The sequence below is a fragment of the Pedobacter frigoris genome (genome assembly GCF_005116445.1).
Taxonomy (GTDB): Bacteria; Bacteroidota; Bacteroidia; order Sphingobacteriales; family Sphingobacteriaceae; genus Pedobacter; species Pedobacter frigoris.
Map to the genome: position 1 here is coordinate 866,727 of NZ_SWBQ01000001.1, position 18,259 is coordinate 884,985.

The 18,259-nt window shown below is 39.8% G+C and carries 14 protein-coding genes and 1 riboswitch; of the genes, 9 read left to right on the top strand and 5 right to left on the bottom strand.

Annotated elements, in window-relative coordinates; all coding sequences use genetic code 11:
* Nucleotides 1-33: 33 nt before the first annotated feature.
* Nucleotides 34-1,374, top strand: a complete 1,341-nt coding sequence (locus FA047_RS03860) for a dihydrolipoamide acetyltransferase family protein (protein ID WP_136834648.1) — start codon at nucleotides 34-36, stop codon at nucleotides 1,372-1,374.
* Between the two features lie 61 nt (nucleotides 1,375-1,435).
* Here FA047_RS03860 and FA047_RS03865 read toward each other — a convergent pair whose 3' ends face one another.
* From FA047_RS03865 to FA047_RS03880, 4 genes are all read right to left on the bottom strand, one after another.
* Entirely contained in the window at nucleotides 1,436-2,677 is a 1,242-nt protein-coding gene (locus FA047_RS03865; protein ID WP_136834649.1) for a homoserine dehydrogenase, read from the bottom strand.
* 7 nt (nucleotides 2,678-2,684) lie between these two features.
* Nucleotides 2,685-3,743 carry a homoserine O-acetyltransferase family protein gene (locus FA047_RS03870; protein ID WP_136834650.1) on the bottom strand — a complete coding sequence of 353 codons (1,059 nt, stop codon included), beginning with the start codon at nucleotides 3,741-3,743 and terminating at the stop codon, nucleotides 2,685-2,687.
* 29 nt (nucleotides 3,744-3,772) lie between these two features.
* Entirely contained in the window at nucleotides 3,773-5,077 is a 1,305-nt protein-coding gene (locus FA047_RS03875; RefSeq protein ID WP_136834651.1) for an O-acetylhomoserine aminocarboxypropyltransferase/cysteine synthase family protein, read from the bottom strand.
* Nucleotides 5,078-5,302: 225 nt separating this feature from the next.
* Nucleotides 5,303-5,415, bottom strand: a riboswitch (SAM riboswitch).
* Nucleotides 5,416-5,577: 162 nt separating this feature from the next.
* A complete protein-coding gene (locus tag FA047_RS03880; protein WP_136834652.1) occupies nucleotides 5,578-6,696 on the bottom strand; it encodes a trans-sulfuration enzyme family protein in 1,119 nt (372 codons plus the stop codon).
* A gap of 120 nt (nucleotides 6,697-6,816) precedes the next feature.
* On the opposite strand from FA047_RS03880, the gene FA047_RS03885 reads away from it, so the two are divergent.
* Nucleotides 6,817-7,305 (top strand): lipocalin family protein, encoded by a 489-nt coding sequence (locus FA047_RS03885; RefSeq protein WP_136834653.1) that lies wholly within the window; start codon nucleotides 6,817-6,819, stop codon nucleotides 7,303-7,305.
* Nucleotides 7,306-7,481: 176 nt separating this feature from the next.
* On the opposite strand, the gene FA047_RS03890 is transcribed toward FA047_RS03885, so the two are convergent.
* The gene (locus FA047_RS03890; RefSeq protein ID WP_136834654.1) at nucleotides 7,482-8,126 is read right to left on the bottom strand and encodes a DUF6266 family protein; all 645 of its coding nucleotides are present in this window, start codon (nucleotides 8,124-8,126) and stop codon (nucleotides 7,482-7,484) included.
* Between the two features lie 280 nt (nucleotides 8,127-8,406).
* On the opposite strand from FA047_RS03890, the gene FA047_RS03895 reads away from it, so the two are divergent.
* The 7 genes from FA047_RS03895 (at nucleotide 8,407) to FA047_RS03920 (ending at nucleotide 18,125) form a co-directional block, all read left to right on the top strand.
* Nucleotides 8,407-9,015 carry an RNA polymerase sigma factor gene (locus FA047_RS03895; RefSeq protein WP_136834655.1) on the top strand — a complete coding sequence of 203 codons (609 nt, stop codon included), beginning with the start codon at nucleotides 8,407-8,409 and terminating at the stop codon, nucleotides 9,013-9,015.
* Nucleotides 9,016-9,179: 164 nt separating this feature from the next.
* Complete coding sequence (locus FA047_RS03900) at nucleotides 9,180-10,169, top strand: Rpn family recombination-promoting nuclease/putative transposase (RefSeq protein WP_136834656.1); 990 nt, start codon at nucleotides 9,180-9,182, stop codon at nucleotides 10,167-10,169.
* A 32-nt stretch (nucleotides 10,170-10,201) separates the two neighbouring features.
* Nucleotides 10,202-10,474, top strand: coding sequence for a hypothetical protein (locus tag FA047_RS20405; protein ID WP_169304311.1), 273 nt, complete (start codon nucleotides 10,202-10,204; stop codon nucleotides 10,472-10,474).
* Between the two features lie 77 nt (nucleotides 10,475-10,551).
* Nucleotides 10,552-11,697, top strand: a complete 1,146-nt coding sequence (locus FA047_RS03905; protein ID WP_136834657.1) for a FecR family protein — start codon at nucleotides 10,552-10,554, stop codon at nucleotides 11,695-11,697.
* A 211-nt stretch (nucleotides 11,698-11,908) separates the two neighbouring features.
* Nucleotides 11,909-15,439, top strand: coding sequence for a SusC/RagA family TonB-linked outer membrane protein (locus FA047_RS03910; RefSeq protein ID WP_136834658.1), 3,531 nt, complete (start codon nucleotides 11,909-11,911; stop codon nucleotides 15,437-15,439).
* Between the two features lie 11 nt (nucleotides 15,440-15,450).
* The gene (locus FA047_RS03915; RefSeq protein WP_136834659.1) at nucleotides 15,451-16,818 is read left to right on the top strand and encodes a RagB/SusD family nutrient uptake outer membrane protein; all 1,368 of its coding nucleotides are present in this window, start codon (nucleotides 15,451-15,453) and stop codon (nucleotides 16,816-16,818) included.
* 29 nt (nucleotides 16,819-16,847) lie between these two features.
* Nucleotides 16,848-18,125: a DUF3738 domain-containing protein gene (locus FA047_RS03920; protein WP_136834660.1), complete on the top strand. Its 1,278-nt coding sequence runs from the start codon at nucleotides 16,848-16,850 to the stop codon at nucleotides 18,123-18,125.
* Nucleotides 18,126-18,259: the final 134 nt, after the last annotated feature.

Genomic DNA, 18,259 nt, shown 5'->3' on the forward strand with positions numbered 1-18,259 from the left:
CTTTTGCATCCAATATCAATCATGAAATAAAAAATGGCTCAATACGAATTATTGTTACCTAAAATGGGGGAAAGTGTTGCAGAAGCAACCATAATAAAGTGGGTTAAGCAGCCCGGGGATATGATAGAGGTGGATGATACGATTTTGGAGATTGCTACCGATAAGGTAGATTCAGAAGTTCCATCGCCAATAGCGGGTAAATTGGTAAAACAGTTATTTAAAGAAGATGAGGTTATACAGGTAGGTGCGGTTATCGCAATTATTGAGACAGATGCTGAAGTAGAGAAGATTGAGGTTCCTGTATCTCAACAGGCCGAACCAGAGGCGGTTGCCGATGCTATTCCGGGTATGGATCAGCTGGAGAGGGAGAACACTGCTTCAAACTCTTCTAATGAAAATACTTCAGATAGGTTTTATTCTCCGCTGGTAAAGAACATCGCAACACAAGAAAATATTGCTTTTTCTGAGCTGGATGGCATCACGGGTACTGGTGCCGAGGGAAGACTAACAAAAGATGATTTATTAAATTATATTCAGAATAAAAAAGGCGGGACTGTTCAGGAACCGGCTTCAAAGATTGATTCTACCCCTTCAGTAGTAAATGAAGGCGCAGCATCACCGACTGTTCAGCAGACTCAAAAGCCATCTTCTACGAGCGTAAGCGGTGGAGATGAGATCATTGAAATGGACAGAATGCGAAAGCTTATTGCCGAACATATGATAATGAGCAAGCAAACCTCACCCCATGTAACCTCTTTTGTTGAGGCAGATGTTACCAATATGGTATTGTGGAGAGATAAAGTAAAAGGGAGTTTTGAAAAACGTGAGAATGAGAAGATCACTTTTACTCCTTTGTTTGTAGAGGCTGTTACAAAAGCGATTAAAGATTTTCCAATGATCAATGTCACTGTTAATGGTACTCAGATCATCAAAAAAAGAGATATCAATATCGGTATGGCAGCAGCACTTCCGAGTGGCAATTTAATTGTACCTGTCATCAAAAATGCGGATCAATATAATTTGGTTGGTCTTACTAAGTCTGTAAATGATCTGGCTAAGCGTGCACGTACATCAAAATTGAAGCCTGACGAGACACAGAATGGTACTTTCACGTTGACAAATGTGGGGTCGTTTGGGAATGTAATGGGTACACCGATCATTAATCAGCCTCAGGTAGCAATATTGGCTGTCGGTGCGATTAAGAAAAAACCAGCTGTATTAGAAACTGAATTTGGTGATGTGATTGCAATAAGACATATGATGTTCTTGTCTTTATCCTATGATCATCGAGTGGTAGATGGAGCACTGGGAGGATCGTTTGTAAGAAGGGTAGCAGACTACCTGGAAAACTGGGATGTAAACAGAGAAATATAATGAATTAAAGAAGGCCCCAATCGAGGCCTTCTTATTATCAAAACAAAATAAAAAGAACTAACTAGTTAAATAATATTTCCTCTTCTGAGATAGTTTGAATTTGTTGCTCAGTATAGGTATACCTACCCGTATGAGCAATAAATACATCCTTTTGCTCCAGTAAACTCCAGTTGGCCAAAAGTGTTTTAAGGCTAACATTGCCAATTACATATTTGTAATCATTGCGGGAGAAGCGTTCTATAATATTGTCGATTTGAAGTTTCTCAACTGTGTATTCGTGCGTATATCTTAGGTACACTTCAATGTCTACATTATCGGTATGAACAAGACCGTTATGTTGATGGTATTTTTTGTATTCATAACGATAGTCATACCTTAAAGCAGCGATGTCAGATAGGACAGCAGCGCCTGTAGGGTGGCCGCCAGCACCTTTTCCAAAGAAAAATTGCTTGTCGGCAAATGCCGCCTGAACAGTTACTCCATTGTATTCGTTCTCCACATTGAAAAGGAAATCTTCAGATTTAACAAATTTAGGCAATACATAAGTAACCACCTGTTTTGTGCTGATCTTGCGTGCGGTAGGGACTAACTTGATCTTGAAATTCTTTTCCTTTGCGTACTGGATGTCATTATCAGACAAATTCTGGATACCGATGTTGAGGATTTTATCCGGGTTGATGAATAGTCCATAAGCATGCGCGGTGGCAATAGCCAGTTTAAATTTAGGATCATATCCACCAACATCAAGTATTGGATCAGTTTCAGCAAATCCAAGATCCTGAGCCTGCTTTAATGCAACCCCATATTCAAGATTTTCATTAAATATCTTAGATAAAATGTAGTTCGAAGAACCATTAAAGATACCGCTTATTCCGTGAAGTAACTCGTTGTCATAGTATTCTTCCAGGTTACGGATGATTGGGATACTGCCGCACACTGCACCTTCATAAAGCAACGACGTTCCGTGTTTTTCCTGTAATTCAACAAGTTCTGCCAAATGCGTTGCTATCATTTTTTTATTAGCAGAAACTACGTTTTTACCCGTGCTTAGTGCCTTTTTAACAATATTAAAAGCGATATCCGCATCATCAATCAACTCAACGATTGTATTGATCTCATCGTTGTTTAATAATTCATCATGATCAGTGGTGAAAAGGTGCGCATCCAGCGTACGTTTCTTTTCAGGATTTTTAATCGCTATTTTAACAATCTCCAAGTTTAAATCCTGGCCACGGATGATATCGTGTAAGCCTTGCCCAACTACTCCAAAACCAAATAAACCAATCTTAAGTTTCTTGCTCATCTAATTATTATGCTGTTTTATGTAATTTAATTATTTTCTTATTTATGCTTTCTTTCAAAAAATTGCTGATGATATTGGTCAATGTATCAGTTTCGATTAAGAACCCATCATGGCCATACGCTGATTTGATGCTCTGAAATGATGCATCTGTGATGTTTTTAGCTAGGAATTCCTGTTCTACTAGCGGGAATAACACATCATTTTCAATTCCAATTACCAGGGTGTTAGATTTAATTAGTTTCAAGGCACTGATAACACTTTCTCTTCCACGTCCCACATTATGACTATCCATAGCTTTACCCAGATACCAATAGCTATACGCATTAAACCTTTTACACAGCTTTTCTCCCTGATAATTTTGGTAGGATGAAGCCCGGAATGAACCAGTTTTATCATTTACACTTTCCAGTTGAGTTGCAACATAAGCATCATAAGTCCTGTATGACAATAATGCGATACTCCTCGCCGCTTTCAGTCCTTTTAATCCTCCATCGGGCTGCTGGGCGTAAAATGTACGGTCTGTACTTATAGCCAGGCGCTGACTTTCGTTGAATGCAATTCCCCATGGCGAATGAACAGCATTGGTAGCTAGAAGAATGAGGTTATCTATGATTTTGCTATCAGTGATGGCCCATTCTACAGCCTGCTGTCCGCCTAACGAACCACCTATAAGCACTTTTATATGATCAATTCCTAAATGCGCTGCCAGCAACTGATGCGCTTTCACTAAATCTCTGATCGTAAACTCTGGAAAGGCCAGATAGTAAGGTAGACCTGTAACCGGATTTATGCTCAGTGGGTTTGTTGTGCCATAATGAGATCCCAAAACATTTGCGCAAATGATGAAATGTTCTTCAGGATTAAATAAGGCGTTACTTCCAAAAAGTCCCTTCCACCAGTCAAGGACATCAGCATTAGCAGTAAGTGCGTGGCATGCCCAAATGACGTTGTCTTTTTTGGCATTGAGTTTACCATAAGTCTGATAAGCGATATCGACGTTACGTAACTTTTTGCCGTTTTCCAGTTTAAAGAGTTTGTTGTAAGTATATGTTGCTGTAGTGCTCATTCTTTGTATTGTAGCTGATAATTAGCTGTTTATTTTTTAATCGTATTGAAAGCTTGTTCTAAATCAGCTTTGATGTCGTCTATATGTTCTATGCCCACAGAGATCCTTAATAAATTAGGAGAAACTCCTGCAGCTTCCTGTTCCGAATCGCTCAATTGCTGATGCGTAGTTGCGGATGGCTGGATAATGAGTGTCTTGGCATCTCCAACATTCGCCAAATGGCTGATCAGTTTAAGGTTGTCGACCAATGCTATTGCCTGTTCTTTATCTCCGTGTAATTCAAATGACAGGACTGCTCCAAAACCATTTTGAAGGTACTTTTTAGCGTTTATATGGTAAGGGCTGCTTTCCAGTCCGGGATAATTTACTTTTTTTACTGCATCATGGTTTTCTAACCAGGTAGCCAGTGCGAGTGCATTGTCTACATGTCTTTGTACACGTAATGACAATGTTTCCAGTCCTTGTATCAGCAGGAAAGAATTGAAAGGAGAGATGGCAGGGCCAAAATCCCTTAAACCTTCCACACGTGCACGAATGATGAACTGAATATTCCCGAAGGGACCACCTATACCAAATACATCGTTGAATACCAATCCATGGTAACCTTCAGAAGGTTCTGTAAACTGAGGGAATTTGCCATTGCCCCAGTTGTAGTTTCCACCGTCTACGATAACACCACCAATGCTGGTTCCATGTCCACCGATCCATTTGGTAGCAGATTGAACAACGATATGTGCACCATGTTCAATCGGCTTAAATATATAACCTGCAGCACCAAAAGTATTGTCTACAATTAAAGGCAGGTCATGCTTATTTGCAATGGCCGATATCTTTTCGAAATCAATGATGCTGAAAGCAGGATTTCCAATGGTTTCCAGGTAGATTGCTTTTGTATTTGCATCGATTTTTGCTTCGAAATCATTGGCATCATCCCCGTTGGCAAACTTTACTTCTATACCAAGGCGTTTAAAAGCAACTTTAAACTGGTTGTACGAGCCGCCATACAGGTGTGATGAAGATACAAAGTTGTCTCCCGCTTGTAGGATGTTGTTTAATGCTATAAACTGTGCTGCTTGTCCGGAACCTACAGCTAAGGCTGCAACGCCACCTTCTAAAGCTGCCACGCGTTTTTCAAACACGTCAGTAGTAGGGTTCATGATCCTGGTGTAAATGTTTCCGAATTCCTTTAAGGCAAACAAATTGGCGCCATGCTCAGAATTTTTAAAACCGTATGACGTAGTCTGGTAGATCGGCACCGCTCTGGAGCCCGTAGTAGGATCTATTTCCTGACCTGCATGTATTTGTAGTGTTTCGAATTTATATGTAGTTGACATTGTTTCTTATTTTTTCGTTTAAACCATATTTGTGAATTCATACGCTAATGAATATTGAGCGTATCTGTTGTGGCGTATCCCGATGTATCGGGACCTTCCGGATTCATATTAATAATGTAAAAGGAAGATTTTTAGGTTAGCACATGCTACAGCACATACATAGTGCAGCTTGCGTACGATAAAAATAAGACTGGGTAGAGATACTTAATTTTTTCATTTTGTTTAAATTTATCTTTCCAAAGGACACCATGTCTTCTGGTCAGGAATTGGCACCTTCTCCATTTGGGAGGGTTGCCAGTGGGTCAAAGAGCCTGTCTCTCGCCACTTCTTTATAAATCAAACCATTAAGGATTGACTTGTTTAGCTTCTTGCTAAATGTTATGCAAATGTATAGCTAAGTAATAAAATAACCAAAATAATATTCTGAAATATTATTAATATACTGTTTTACAGTAGATTAATTTGAATTTTAAAGTGTTTATAGTTTTGTGGTGACCTGTTTATGACGATAAAGCCTGATCTATATCAGCAATTAAATCGTCAATGTGTTCAAGACCTGCAGATATCCGAATTAAATTTTGTGGGGTTTTAGTGTCCGGACCTTCTACAGAAGCTCTATGTTCTATTAGACTTTCTACGCCGCCGAGGCTTGTGGCCTGTGCAAAAAGCTTAACTTTATTGACTACCCTCACAGCATCTTCTACCCCGCCTTTTACTAAGATGGAGAGCATGCCGCCAAAACTACTCATCTGCTTTTTAGCTATTTCATGTTGCGGGTGCTGACTTAAACCAGGGTAGTAAACGGTATCTACAGAAGGATGCTGATCGAGATATTTGGCTAAAGCCATTCCATTTTCCGAGTGTCCCTGCATTCTGTAAGGCAAAGTTTTAATACTTCTAACCAACAAAAAGCAATCAAAAGGAGAGGGCACAGCACCACCGATCTGCTGAATGTTCCTTATTTTTTTCCAAAGCTCATTATGAGCAGCAGTAATTAAAATGCCGCCTAATACATCACTATGACCGCCGATATATTTAGTTGATGAATGCATCACGATATCAGCACCTAAGGTAATGGGATTTTGAAGCGATGGAGATGCAAATGTGCTGTCGCAAGCCAGAGTTAAACCATGTTGTTTAGCTATATTAGCAACAGCGCTTACGTCGGTGATTTTCAGCAATGGATTTGACGGCGTTTCTATCCAAATCAGTACCGTATTCTTTTTGATAAAGTTGTGCAGGTTTTCAGTATCCGTAAGATCTACGAAGTCGATTTCCAGCGTATCGGCAAAGATGGTCTGCAGTTGCTTTTTAAAACCCCAGTACATATCATCGGGCGCGATGATGTGGCTGCCTGGTTTGAGTGCCTGAAACAACGTCATGCCCGCTGTGTTTCCTGAAGAAAAAGCGCAGGCATCTACTCCCTTTTCCAAATTGGCGAGTACTTTTTCAAGCGCTGTCCGGTTCGGATTACTCACCCTGCTATACATGTGTCCCCCAGAATAGCCACCATCTTTATCCCTTAAAAAAGTGGTCGATAAATTTATAGGAGCTGTAACATCTTTTGTATTTGTTTCGTATAAATTTCCGGCATGTATCGCAAGAGTTTCTGGCTTCATTATTACTGGGTTAAATGTGGAATTAAGGGGTCAGTTATAACAAAGTTAAAAGTATCAGCCTATTCTGTAGAAGTTTTTGGCAAGATTTATGTAATTGAAATATCAAATAATATAAATGATATGAAAAGAATATTCCTGATAGCAGCCATTTTATGTAGTTCATTAATGGTTTTGCAAAGTTGCTCTCCTAAGGCTGGCACCGCTACAACTGTAAAAAGAGGCGATGTAACAGGTACATGGACATTGAATGACATTACATTTGAAGGTGTGCCCCAATCAGCAGTAAAGTCGTTGTTTGATGAAGGATCTTATACTTGTTTTGTAGGAAGTACATGGCGCCTCACAAACAGTGGTAATGGTAGCTATAGTTTGCCTGGAGGAGGAACCTGTGCCGCAAAAACACAGTCTATCTTTTGGTCTGCAAGTACAGCTGATCAGACTTTTCAGTTCAAAAAATTGTTTGAAGGAGATAAGGCTAAGAATGTAACGTCTGGTTACAGATTGTTGTTGTCTTCTTCTGACGGAAATAGCATGGTGATTAAGTCGCCTGTAGAATACGGAAGTACACCTGCTTACATTGTATTAAATTTTACAAAAGCAGCAAAATAATTGGTTTAGTTTGGTTTAGGAAAAGGGGGCTCAATTTATTTTGAGTCCCTTTTTTATATATACGTCATCCTTTTAAAACGGTCGTTGTTCTTTGTTTTGCTAAAGCGATCGTCCTGAAATAAATTTGCTTCGCAGCTTCTTCGAAGTCAGGATGACGTTGTGCTTAATAAATCACTTCAACACAACACCCTCCCCGTATACACACTGTCAGAAATACTACTCCTGTCGTCCGTGATAAAAGAAATATACGTCTCTGCAAACCTGCCTTTCATAGCAACCGGAACCTTCAGCAGTTCCTCGCAATCAGATCGCTCTGCACCGCTGATGATCTGAAAAAATCGTGGCTGATCAACCTCAGGAAAATACACCAGCAACATGGTACGGTCGTAAGGACTGCCGTTAGGATCTTGTGCATCAAAAGCCCAGGTAAACTTAAACCCATCTGCAACGCTTTGTACGGCAGCATTTAGCGGCAGCGAGAGGTTACCTTCGCTGAGGCGCACCGCAGGATAATCAATTTCCTGGTTAGGATATTGACCCTTGATGGCATGCTTAAGGTTATAAGACCTGAAGCAGTTGCTGGCCGAGTCAGCCTTTTCAATACCTTTCAGTGCAAAGCCCACCCTGATGTATAGCTTTAAGTACGAAATGACGGGCTTCAGTACGCTCATTCGCTGTTGCTGCGCCAGCTGTTTCTCTGATTTGGGCTTGATGATGTGCGAAGCTGCGCGTACTTGCTGTTTGCCGTACCTTACGTAATAATAGGTATTGCCTATTTTTCCTGTCACTAGCCCCTGGGCTCCGGTTGATGATCTTGCCATAATGGTTTTCTATTTGATTAAAATTAACCATTACCTGCACGTGCTGTATGGGAGCTAAAACAATTCATAGAAATACGGAACATTTCAGCAACATGACTTAACCATCTGTGCGTGGACCACTCGTGGACGACACGTGGAGAGCGGGTGGAGAGCGCGTGGAGATGAAGCAATGTCTGGAAGAAGAATTTATTTCCCGAAGTATTTGGTTATTATGAAGGAACTTATATAATCTTGTACTAGAATTCATTAAATTAGTATAACGGGATATAACTCAAAATTGATGGCTGCATACAGAAAATATACAGATCAGGAAATTCTCCTGCTGGCGCGGGAGGATAGGGAGAAGGCATTTGATATCGCCTTTAACCAGTATTGGCCTGTTTTGTATCACCATGCTTTTAAAAAAGTGCAGTCTAAAGATCTTGCTAAAGACATTGTGCAGGATGTATTCATTAAAATGTGGGACAATATATCTAAGCTTGCCGAGCAGGATAGTTTGCTGCCCTATCTCTACACTGTTTTGCGTAACAATACTTTAAAGCAGTTTGAGAAGGATAATGTGAGGTTGAAATATGCGATGAACCGGGTGACCTATCAGGATGATTTTGAAGTAACATCGCATCATCTGCTGATCAGCAAGGAACTCCAGGCAATTATTGATGACGAAATGTCCAGAATGCCTGCCCGGATGAAAGAAATTTATGAATTAAAAAAGGAACAAAACTTTAGTATTAAGCAGATTGCAGAACAATTGGGATTATCTGAGCAGACAGTAAAGAACCAATTGCATACCGCATCGAACCGCCTAAAAGAGCGGATTAAGGTTTATGATCCTGGGTTGATTTCTGTTGCTTTGATGGTGAGCGGGTTGTATGGGTATGTAAACTAAACATCAATCTGTTGAAATACATAACAGTTTTTAGGATAATAATTCAGAATAATAACATATATATCAAAATATTATTTCAATAAGAAATAATAATATCTTATTAGTTTAATTTTCTTTGGATTCTGTCCTGATCCTATTTATATTTGTCAGTGAAAAACTTTGTGATGAAACAAGAAGATATTCCTGACGACACGCTCCGTGAACCAGCAATTGCCTATGGCAGCAGAAAGGAGCAAGAACCCTATTTTTTTGATCCTCTAGAGGATGTGGGTTTCAAGCGCCTGTTTGCTGCTGAACAAAATCAAGAACTGACGGTCGCTTTCCTGAACCATGTACTCCGGGGAAAAAAGACGGTGGTTTCTATTGAAGTCCTCAAAAGCGAATATCCGGGCGAAACGAAAGAAGAAGGGCAGGTGACGGTTGACATGGTTTGCAAGGATCAGGAAGGAGCTATTTTTCTGGTCGAGATGCAGAGGCAGTATTATAAGAATTTCAAGAAGCGCTCCTTGTATTACGGATCCAGACTCCTGGTGGAGCAGGCGCCCCGCGGCAATCGCAGGGAATGGGGGTATGACCTGAAGGATGTTTATGTGATAGCATTGCTTGAGGAATTTAAAGTTAGCGAAGACGAGGATCGCATTTGGCTTCATGATGTTGCCCTTTTCGATACTACTGCAGAAAAAGTATTCTGCAGTGCACTTAGCTTTATTTATATCGAAATGCCTCATTTTCAGAAGACAGAGCAAGAACTGAAAAGCGATTTGGAGCGGTGGATTTATGCTTTAAAGCATTTGAATCATTTGCAAGCGATACCGGCTACATTTTCTGAGCCCGAACTGGTTCAGTTTTGTGAGGCCGCCAGATACATAAACTTAACAAAAGCAGAAAAAAATATGATCAGCAACAGGACAAAACAGCGCTGGGATTACTATGCGATAATCGAAGGTGCGAAGGAAATAGGAGAAGCAGAAGGTCGTGCAATTGGAGAATCAATTGGAGAAGCCAGAGGAGAAGCAAAAGGTCGTGCAATTGGAGAGGCCATGGTGTATGAAAAGGCGGTAAAAACGGCCAGAAAGCTCAAGGGCAAAGGCTTTTTAATTGAGGAAATTGCCGAACTGACAGAACTTAGCGTGGCTGAGATAAAAAGCCTGTAACAACTATTAGCAGTTTGCAAAAAAAACAAAATATGATCAGCAACAGGACAAAACAGCGCTGGGATTACTATGCGATAATCGAAGGTGCGAAGGAAATAGGAGAAGCAGAAGGTCGTGCAATTGGAGAATCAATTGGAGAGGCTAGAGGAGAGGCCAGAGGAGAAGCAAAAGGTCGTGCAATTGGAGAGGCCATGATGTATGAAAAGGCGGTAAAAACGGCCAGAAAGCTCAAGGACAAAGGCTTTTTAATTGAGGAAATTGCCGAACTGACAGAACTTAGCGTGGCTGAAATAGAAAGTCTGTGATAGCAAAACCAAAAAACTTTTAAAATGGTATAGTACTTTTTCATAGTTGACCGGTTATGTACTAAAATGGGATAACAGTGGAACTAAAAGAAATCAAGGCACTAATCGAAAAATATAACCGGAATGAGGTTTCTGAAGAGGAGCGCGATCTGGTGATCGAATGGTACGACAGGATTGAGGGTAATGCCCCTGAATTTGCTGCGGGTGAGTTTGATGCAATCACACTGGAGGTTTACCGGAATCTACAACATTATAGATCAGGAAACAACGAGCAAGTGAAACGGGTTCGTTTATGGCCTCGAATTGCTGCGGTTGCCGCGGCAGTGGCGATGGTTGTGTTTGGGGTTTGGTTTTTTAATTATAGAGGTGAGATCCTTCGCGATGGTCTGGATGACAAAAGCGTTGTGATGAACGATATCGCTCCGGGCAAAAACGGAGCAACGATTACACTTGCTAATGGGAAGGTAATTCAATTGAGCGATGCGAAGAGCGGGGTGGTGATAGGGGAAGACTTAAAGTATAGTGACGGTGAGATCCTTCGCGATGCTCTGGATGACAATGATGGTGTTTTGTCATCCCGAGTTCCGAGGGATCTAGTTGCCTCTACCACCAAAGGCCAAACCTATATATTTACCTTGCCTGATGGCACCAAAGTATGGCTAAACGCAGCCAGTAAGTTAAAATTCCCATCTGACCTGTCTGGTAAAGAACGCAAAATTGAACTAGAGGGAGAAGCGTATTTTGAAGTGGCTAAGGATAAGAAACGACCTTTTATAGTGATAAGCGAAGGACAGCAACTGGAAGTATTGGGTACACATTTTAACCTAAATACCTATGGCGATGAGCACCCTGGAACAGTAACCAGTTTGCTGGAAGGATCGGTGAAGGTAACCGGCAAGGAAGGATCACGTGTACTGAAACTGGGTGAGCGGGGGATAAATACGATAAAAGGAGTATTGCTGCTTAGAGGAGATGCCCAGGATGATGTAGACTGGAAAGAAGGGCGATTTGTGTTTGACAACGAGCCACTGGAGCAGATCATGGCAAAGGTATCACGCTGGTACGATGTAGCAATTGTGGATGAGCGCAAAGCTGCTAAGCCTGTAACGTTTAAAGGGTCTTTTTCAAGGTACGAGAATGTATCAAAAGTACTATCGAAGCTAGAATTTGCAGGAGATGTGAAGTTTAAAATTGAAGGTAGAAAAATTACGATTACCAAATAGTATAGAAATCATTCTTGAACTAACCATATATCAACTAAACCAACAACCAATTATGAGACTAAGACATTTACGAAAGCGGAGTTAAATTAGAAAAGGGCTGCTATAAAAAAAGCCGCAGAAGTCTCTGAACCCTTCTACGGCTATATCTGAGCTAACCCTGAAAAACAAAATTGTAGAGTGTTTCACGTATTTAACCCAGAAAATTAAAGGTATGAATTTAAATGCTTTTAACAGGGATGCACTGTTTAAAAAACAGCTCCTGAAGAAAATGATATTGATTATGAGAATGATTGTAATCATAATGACCACCTGCCTGATTCAGGTAAGCGCAGCAAGTTTTGCGCAGAGGATCAACTTGGTCCAGAAGAATGCCAGTCTGGCAACAGTGCTCGATGAGATCAGCAAACAAAGCGGATACCAGGTGTTGTATTCAAGTGAAAAGATCGACGTCAGCAAAAGAATGGACGCAAATTTCAGAAATACCGACCTCAAAGAAGTATTGGAAACCTGTTTGAGTAAGCAAGGTTTTAGCTATGCGATAGAGGATAATGTGATTATGATTAAAAAGAGAGCGCCTTCCTTTCTGGATAATCTGGTTGCTCGTTTTAGTGCCATTGATATTAGGGGTAAGATCATTGGCGAGAATGACCAGGTATTAGCCGGGGCTACGGTGAAAGTGAAGGGGTCGAATAAGATCACAAAGAGTAATGAAAATGGTGAGTTTTACTTAGCTAATGTGGATGAGGATGCGGTATTGGAGATTAGTTATGTGGGGTATAAAGCATTGGAGATTTCATTGAGGGGTGCAGTAATGCCATTGGAGATTAGGTTGAGTGTGGCGACTGGAGAGTTGGAGGAGGTGAACGTGATTTATAATACGGGTTACCAGAATATTGATAAAACTCGGGCTACGGGGAGTTTTGTACAGATTGAGAATAAATTATATAATGAGCAGGTAGGTATAAATGTACTGGATAGATTGGAATCAATTGTAAATGGATTACAAGTTGACAGAAAAGTATCTGGAACGGCTGCCAACGGGAAATTTTTGATACGTGGTATAAGTACCATGACACCATCGATCATGTCTCCTTTGATAGTTGTTGATGATTTTCCTTATGAAGGAAATATTAATAATATAGATCCCAATACTGTTGAATCTGTAACGGTCCTGAAAGATGCTGCTGCCGCATCAATTTGGGGAACACGTGCCGGTAACGGAGTTATTGTAATCACTACAAAAAAAGGGAAATTTAACCAGACCTTTACTACTGATTTTAGTGCCAATACCACGATCACAGATAAACCAGATCTGTTTTATGTCAAGAATATTTCTTCCAGCACCTTTGTTGACTTCGAAAGAGACCTTTTTAGTAAAGGGTTTTACACAGGTAAAGAGAACGATGCAATAGGCCGTGTGCCGCTCTCCCCAGTTGTAGAGTTATTAATTTCCAATAGAAACAAGTCTATCACTAATGAACAATTGGAACTAAGCTTAAACAACTTAAGACAAAATGATGTCAGAAACGATTTTAATAAGTATGTGTATAGAAATGCATTTAATCGACAGTATGGGCTAAATTTCAGGGGAGGTTCAAATGCGCTTGCCTATGTCTTTTCTGCAGGTTATAATGACAATAAAACAGAGCTATCTGGTGGTTATACAAGATTAAACATCAGCACACAAACCACATTTAAACCTTTAAGGGACATCAGCATTACCGGAGGGGTGACGTATACAGATAGTAAAGATTTAACCGGTAAGACCGGTTATCAGAGCACGAAAATGGGTGTGAATAATTTGCCGCCCTATTCGAGACTTGTTGATGAAAATGGAAATCCGGCTTTCATATCACAATATAGACAAACCTATATAGATACAGCTGGAAAGGGTAAGCTAGCTAATTGGAAATATTTCCCGCTGGAAGATTATAAGCATAATGTTGGATCTGTAAAGGTTCGTGATATGCTGTTTAACTTGGGGACACAATATCAATTGAATTCAAATTTAAAGTTTGATGTTAAGTACCAATATCAGAAACAACAATCTGTGAATCGCATTTTACAAGACAAGGACAGCTATTACACCAGAGATCTGGTAAATAGGTTTACTAGGATTTCCGGCTCTACAGTTACCTATGCAATACCAAATCAAGGCATTCTGGATTTAACCAATACTGACACGGAAAGCCAGTCTTTGCGCGGACAAGTTAACTTCGATCAAGATTGGGATGTTCACACTATTCATGCAATAATGGGAATGGAAACAAGACAGATCATCAATAGCTTCTCCGGGCAGCGGGCATATGGCTATGATGAAGAGTTATTGCGAACGGCAAGTGTAGATTATATAACCAGGCATCGGCAATATATAAGTGGATTAACTGATTTAATTCCGGACAGGACAAATTTTGGTAAGACAAATAACCGGTTTTTATCCTTTTATGCAAATGCAGGCTATACGTATAGGTCAAGATACACTGTCTCTGGAAGTATACGCCGCGATGGTTCAAACCTGTTCGGAGTTACCACTAATGATAAATGGAAACCTCTGTGGTCGGCTGGTTTAGGTTGGAATCTTTCCGAGGAAGATTTTTATAAACTGCATTGGTTGCCTTATCTGAAATTACGTGCTACTTTGGGGTACAGTGGTAATATAGACCCGAACAGGACTACCGCCACAACCATAGAATACTTAGGTACAAACCCTGCAACATCAACACCTCTGGCCCAATTCCGAACATATTATAATCCCGGTTTAAGGTGGGAGGAAGTTAGAATGCTAAATTTTGCACTCGATTTCAGAACAAAAAATAATATCGTAAACGGAAGTGTAGAATACTACAATAAAAAAAGTACTGATTTATTTGGACAGGCGCCAATAGACCCCACTGTGGGAATAAGTTCGAATACCGTTGTTAAAAATGTTGCTGAAATAGCTGGCAGCGGACTAGACATCCAGATCAATACGATAAATTTGAACAGAAATGTAAAATGGCTTTCACAGATCAACCTGAACTTTTATAAAGACAAGGTACAGGATTACTATTTACCAACACTTCAGGGTTTAAGATTTGTAGGCGGAAATGCGGCGGGTCCTAAGGGGTATCCTGTAAACGGAGTATATTCTTATCGTTGGGCCGGGCTGGATCCCAATACCGGAGATCCGCAAGGCTACATCAATGGTGTGGTTAGTAAAGACTACACCAATATAACAAATAATGGCACACAATTTTTGGATTTACTTTTTAGTGGTTCTGCCCTTCCTAAAGTATATGGTACACTAGGAAATACCTTAAGTTACAAATCATTTTCAATAACAGCCAGATTGTCTTATAAATTCGGACACTATTTTAAGAGATCATCCATCTATTATACCAGTCTATTTAATAATTACATTGGTCATGGTGATTATGAGCATAGATGGATTAAAACCGGAGATGAGAATATGACAACTGTGCCTTCCATGGTATATCCGGCAAATAGCAACAGGGATTTATTCTATAACAATTCGGAGGTTTTGGTTAGTAGGGGAGATCATATCCGACTCAATTATGTAACACTAAGTTATTCGATAGAGGGAGCAAAATTGAAGCCCTTTAAAACCGTTCAGTTTTTTATAAACGCAAGTAACCTAGGCATTCTATGGAAGACGGGATCTTTGGACATAGACCCTGATTATGCAGACACCTCAATTCCGCCTTCTAAAAATATTTCATTTGGCCTTAAAACCTCACTTTAAACTAACTTGTCATGAAAAATATAAAATGCCTTTTTACTATTTGGATTGCCTTGGTGCTTTTTCCTTGCCTTGGCTGTAAAAAATACCTTGAAGAAAAATCTAACGATAAATTCGCTGTTATCACTAATTTAAGAGATCTACAGGCCTTAATTGATTTTGATCTCACAAACCAATCAGACCCAAGTGCCGGGGAGGAAAGTGCAGATAATTACTATGTTACCTTTTCGATATGGCAAGCACTTTCAACTGAATTTGACAGAGATATGTATATATGGGAGCAAAATGTTTTCTCTACAACAAACGTAAATAACTGGACTTATCTATATGATTTGTTGTACAAAGCCAACACAGTATTGGAAAGTCTTGAAAAGATACAGAAAACGGGAGGAAACGAAGCGGAATGGAGCCATTTGAAAGCTCAGGCCTTATTCCTGAGGGCTAAATGCTTTTTGAAGGTTGTTGAAATTTGGTCACCGGCATTTGACGAAAGCAGTTCAAATACCGATCTAGGTATTCCGCTACGGTTGACTACTGATTTTAATCAGGTTTCTACGCGTGCCTCAGTCAGAGAGTCTTACAATAAAATCTTAGATGATCTGAAACTGTCTGTCGCCCATTTACCAATTGTGCCATTGCATGTTATCAGGGCATCGAGGGCATCAGCTTATGGTTTGATAGCAAAGACTTATCTGGACATGAGATTATATAAGGAAGCTGGTGTTTATGCCGATTCTTGTTTGCAATTGAACAATAAGCTATTGGATTTTAATACGCTTAATGCTGCTGCGAATTTTCCGATTGCCCAATATAATGAAGAAGTTATTTATCATTCCAGCTGCAGGTCTCCTGCTATATTAACTCAGGCACGAGCCATAATTGATGGAAATCTTTTTAACTCTTATAGTGATAGTGATCTCAGGAAATCTGTATTCTTTAGAAAAAATGCTGACAATACGGCAACTTTTAAAGGGTCATACAACGGGAATGGTGCAATGTTCGGGGGGATTGCTGTAAGCGAAATCATACTTATCAGGGCCGAATGTTATGCGCGCGAAGATAATGTTGCCAAGGCTATGACCGATCTGAATACCTTAATGGTAAAAAGATGGAATAAAAATGTTTTGTTTACTCCGTTTTCAGCAACCTCAAAAGATGATGCGTTGAATAAAATTCTGATAGAGCGAAGAAAGGAACTTGTATTGCGGGGAGGGATCCGATGGATTGATATCAAGAGGCTAAATAAGGAAAATAGAAATATCATCATCGGGCGCTCATTAAACGGTACAACTTATTCTTTAGCGCCCAATGATAAAAGATATGCGCTACCCTTACCAGAGAATGTGATTATGAATTCCGGCATGCCCCAAAACCCTCGTTAATTTTTAATGTATTTATCCCAAAGACTGATATGAAATTCATTACAAAGCTAGTTTTTGTATTGCTATTGACCTCTATGGCCCTTTTGGGTTATGGTCAGGGCAATCCTGCTAAAGAACTAAATATTGGAGATACCTGCCCTGATTTAAGCCTAAGCCTGGTAAACCATAAATATAAAAAGACCAAGCTGAACGAAATAAAAAAAAGCCTCATTATTTTAGACTTCTGGACACTATCTTGTTCGGGGTGTATTTTGAGTTTTCCTAAGCTGGATAGTTTACAACACAGGTTTGATAGCAAGATCCAGATATTACTGATGAATGAAATGGATTCTGAAGAGCGGATTTTGAACTTTTTTGAAAGAAGAAAGACAAAATCCGGGGCAAAGTATTCCTTGCCATCATCATTCGGGGATTCTATCGCTAAAAAGCTGTTTAAGCACAGATCTATCCCTCACTATGTCTGGCTTGATAGTGCCTTGCGTATAGTTGCTATAACCGGGCCACAAGAAATTGTTGGGCAAAATATCCAATCATTTTTAAATGGTGAAAAAATATCTTTACCCTTTAAAAATGATTATGGAATTGATGAAGATGCTTTATTTAGCCATAGTGGTATACTTAACAAGGCACATATCGAAAGCCAGGTTACTTTTACAGGCTTTGCTAATGGGCTAGGACCTCATGTTCGCAGTTTTACAAATAATGCTGGTCGTATCTACCGTCAGTATTGGATCAATTACCCAATAATAGGCATTTATAAAGATGCCTATAAGGCTTATTTGCCGAAATCCCAGATCTTGGTCGAAGTGAAGGATATGAAGCGGTTTCGGCAGGAAGATGCTACTGCTGAATGGAATACAAAAGATTTATACTGCTTTGAAATGATTAATAATAGTGACGATTTAATCAATTTTGAAGAGAATTTAAAAGCAAATCTGAATCAGTTTTTTGGGCTCAGTGCAAAACTTGAAAGAAGATTCGTAAAGTGCTATGTGCTGACATCCAAAAAGCCCAGAATATTTAAAAAACCTGATGGTACAGAACAATCAAATAACCTTAGGGAGTCTGGTCAGCATATGAAATTCGTTAAAAACATGTCGTTGGCCGCTTTTGTAAGCTCCTTAAACCAAATTATGAGCAACCCGATTATTAATGGGACAAATTATAAAGGAAGGTTGGATATGCAGTTTGAGCCGGATGTATTTAATGATATATTAAAACTAGAAAATGCTTTGAAAAAATATGGATTTGACCTTATAGAGGAAACCCGGGAAATGGAGGTATTTATGATAACTGATAAGCAGTAACAAATTGCTCTACCTAAGATTATACAAGAAGAAGAAAGCCAGGCCTAGAGAGAATGTAAAGAAAGGCAAGCGAAAAGCGAGGCGATCGAAAAAATCAATGATAGATTGTTGGTTTGGTTCTGGTGCGTCTCATT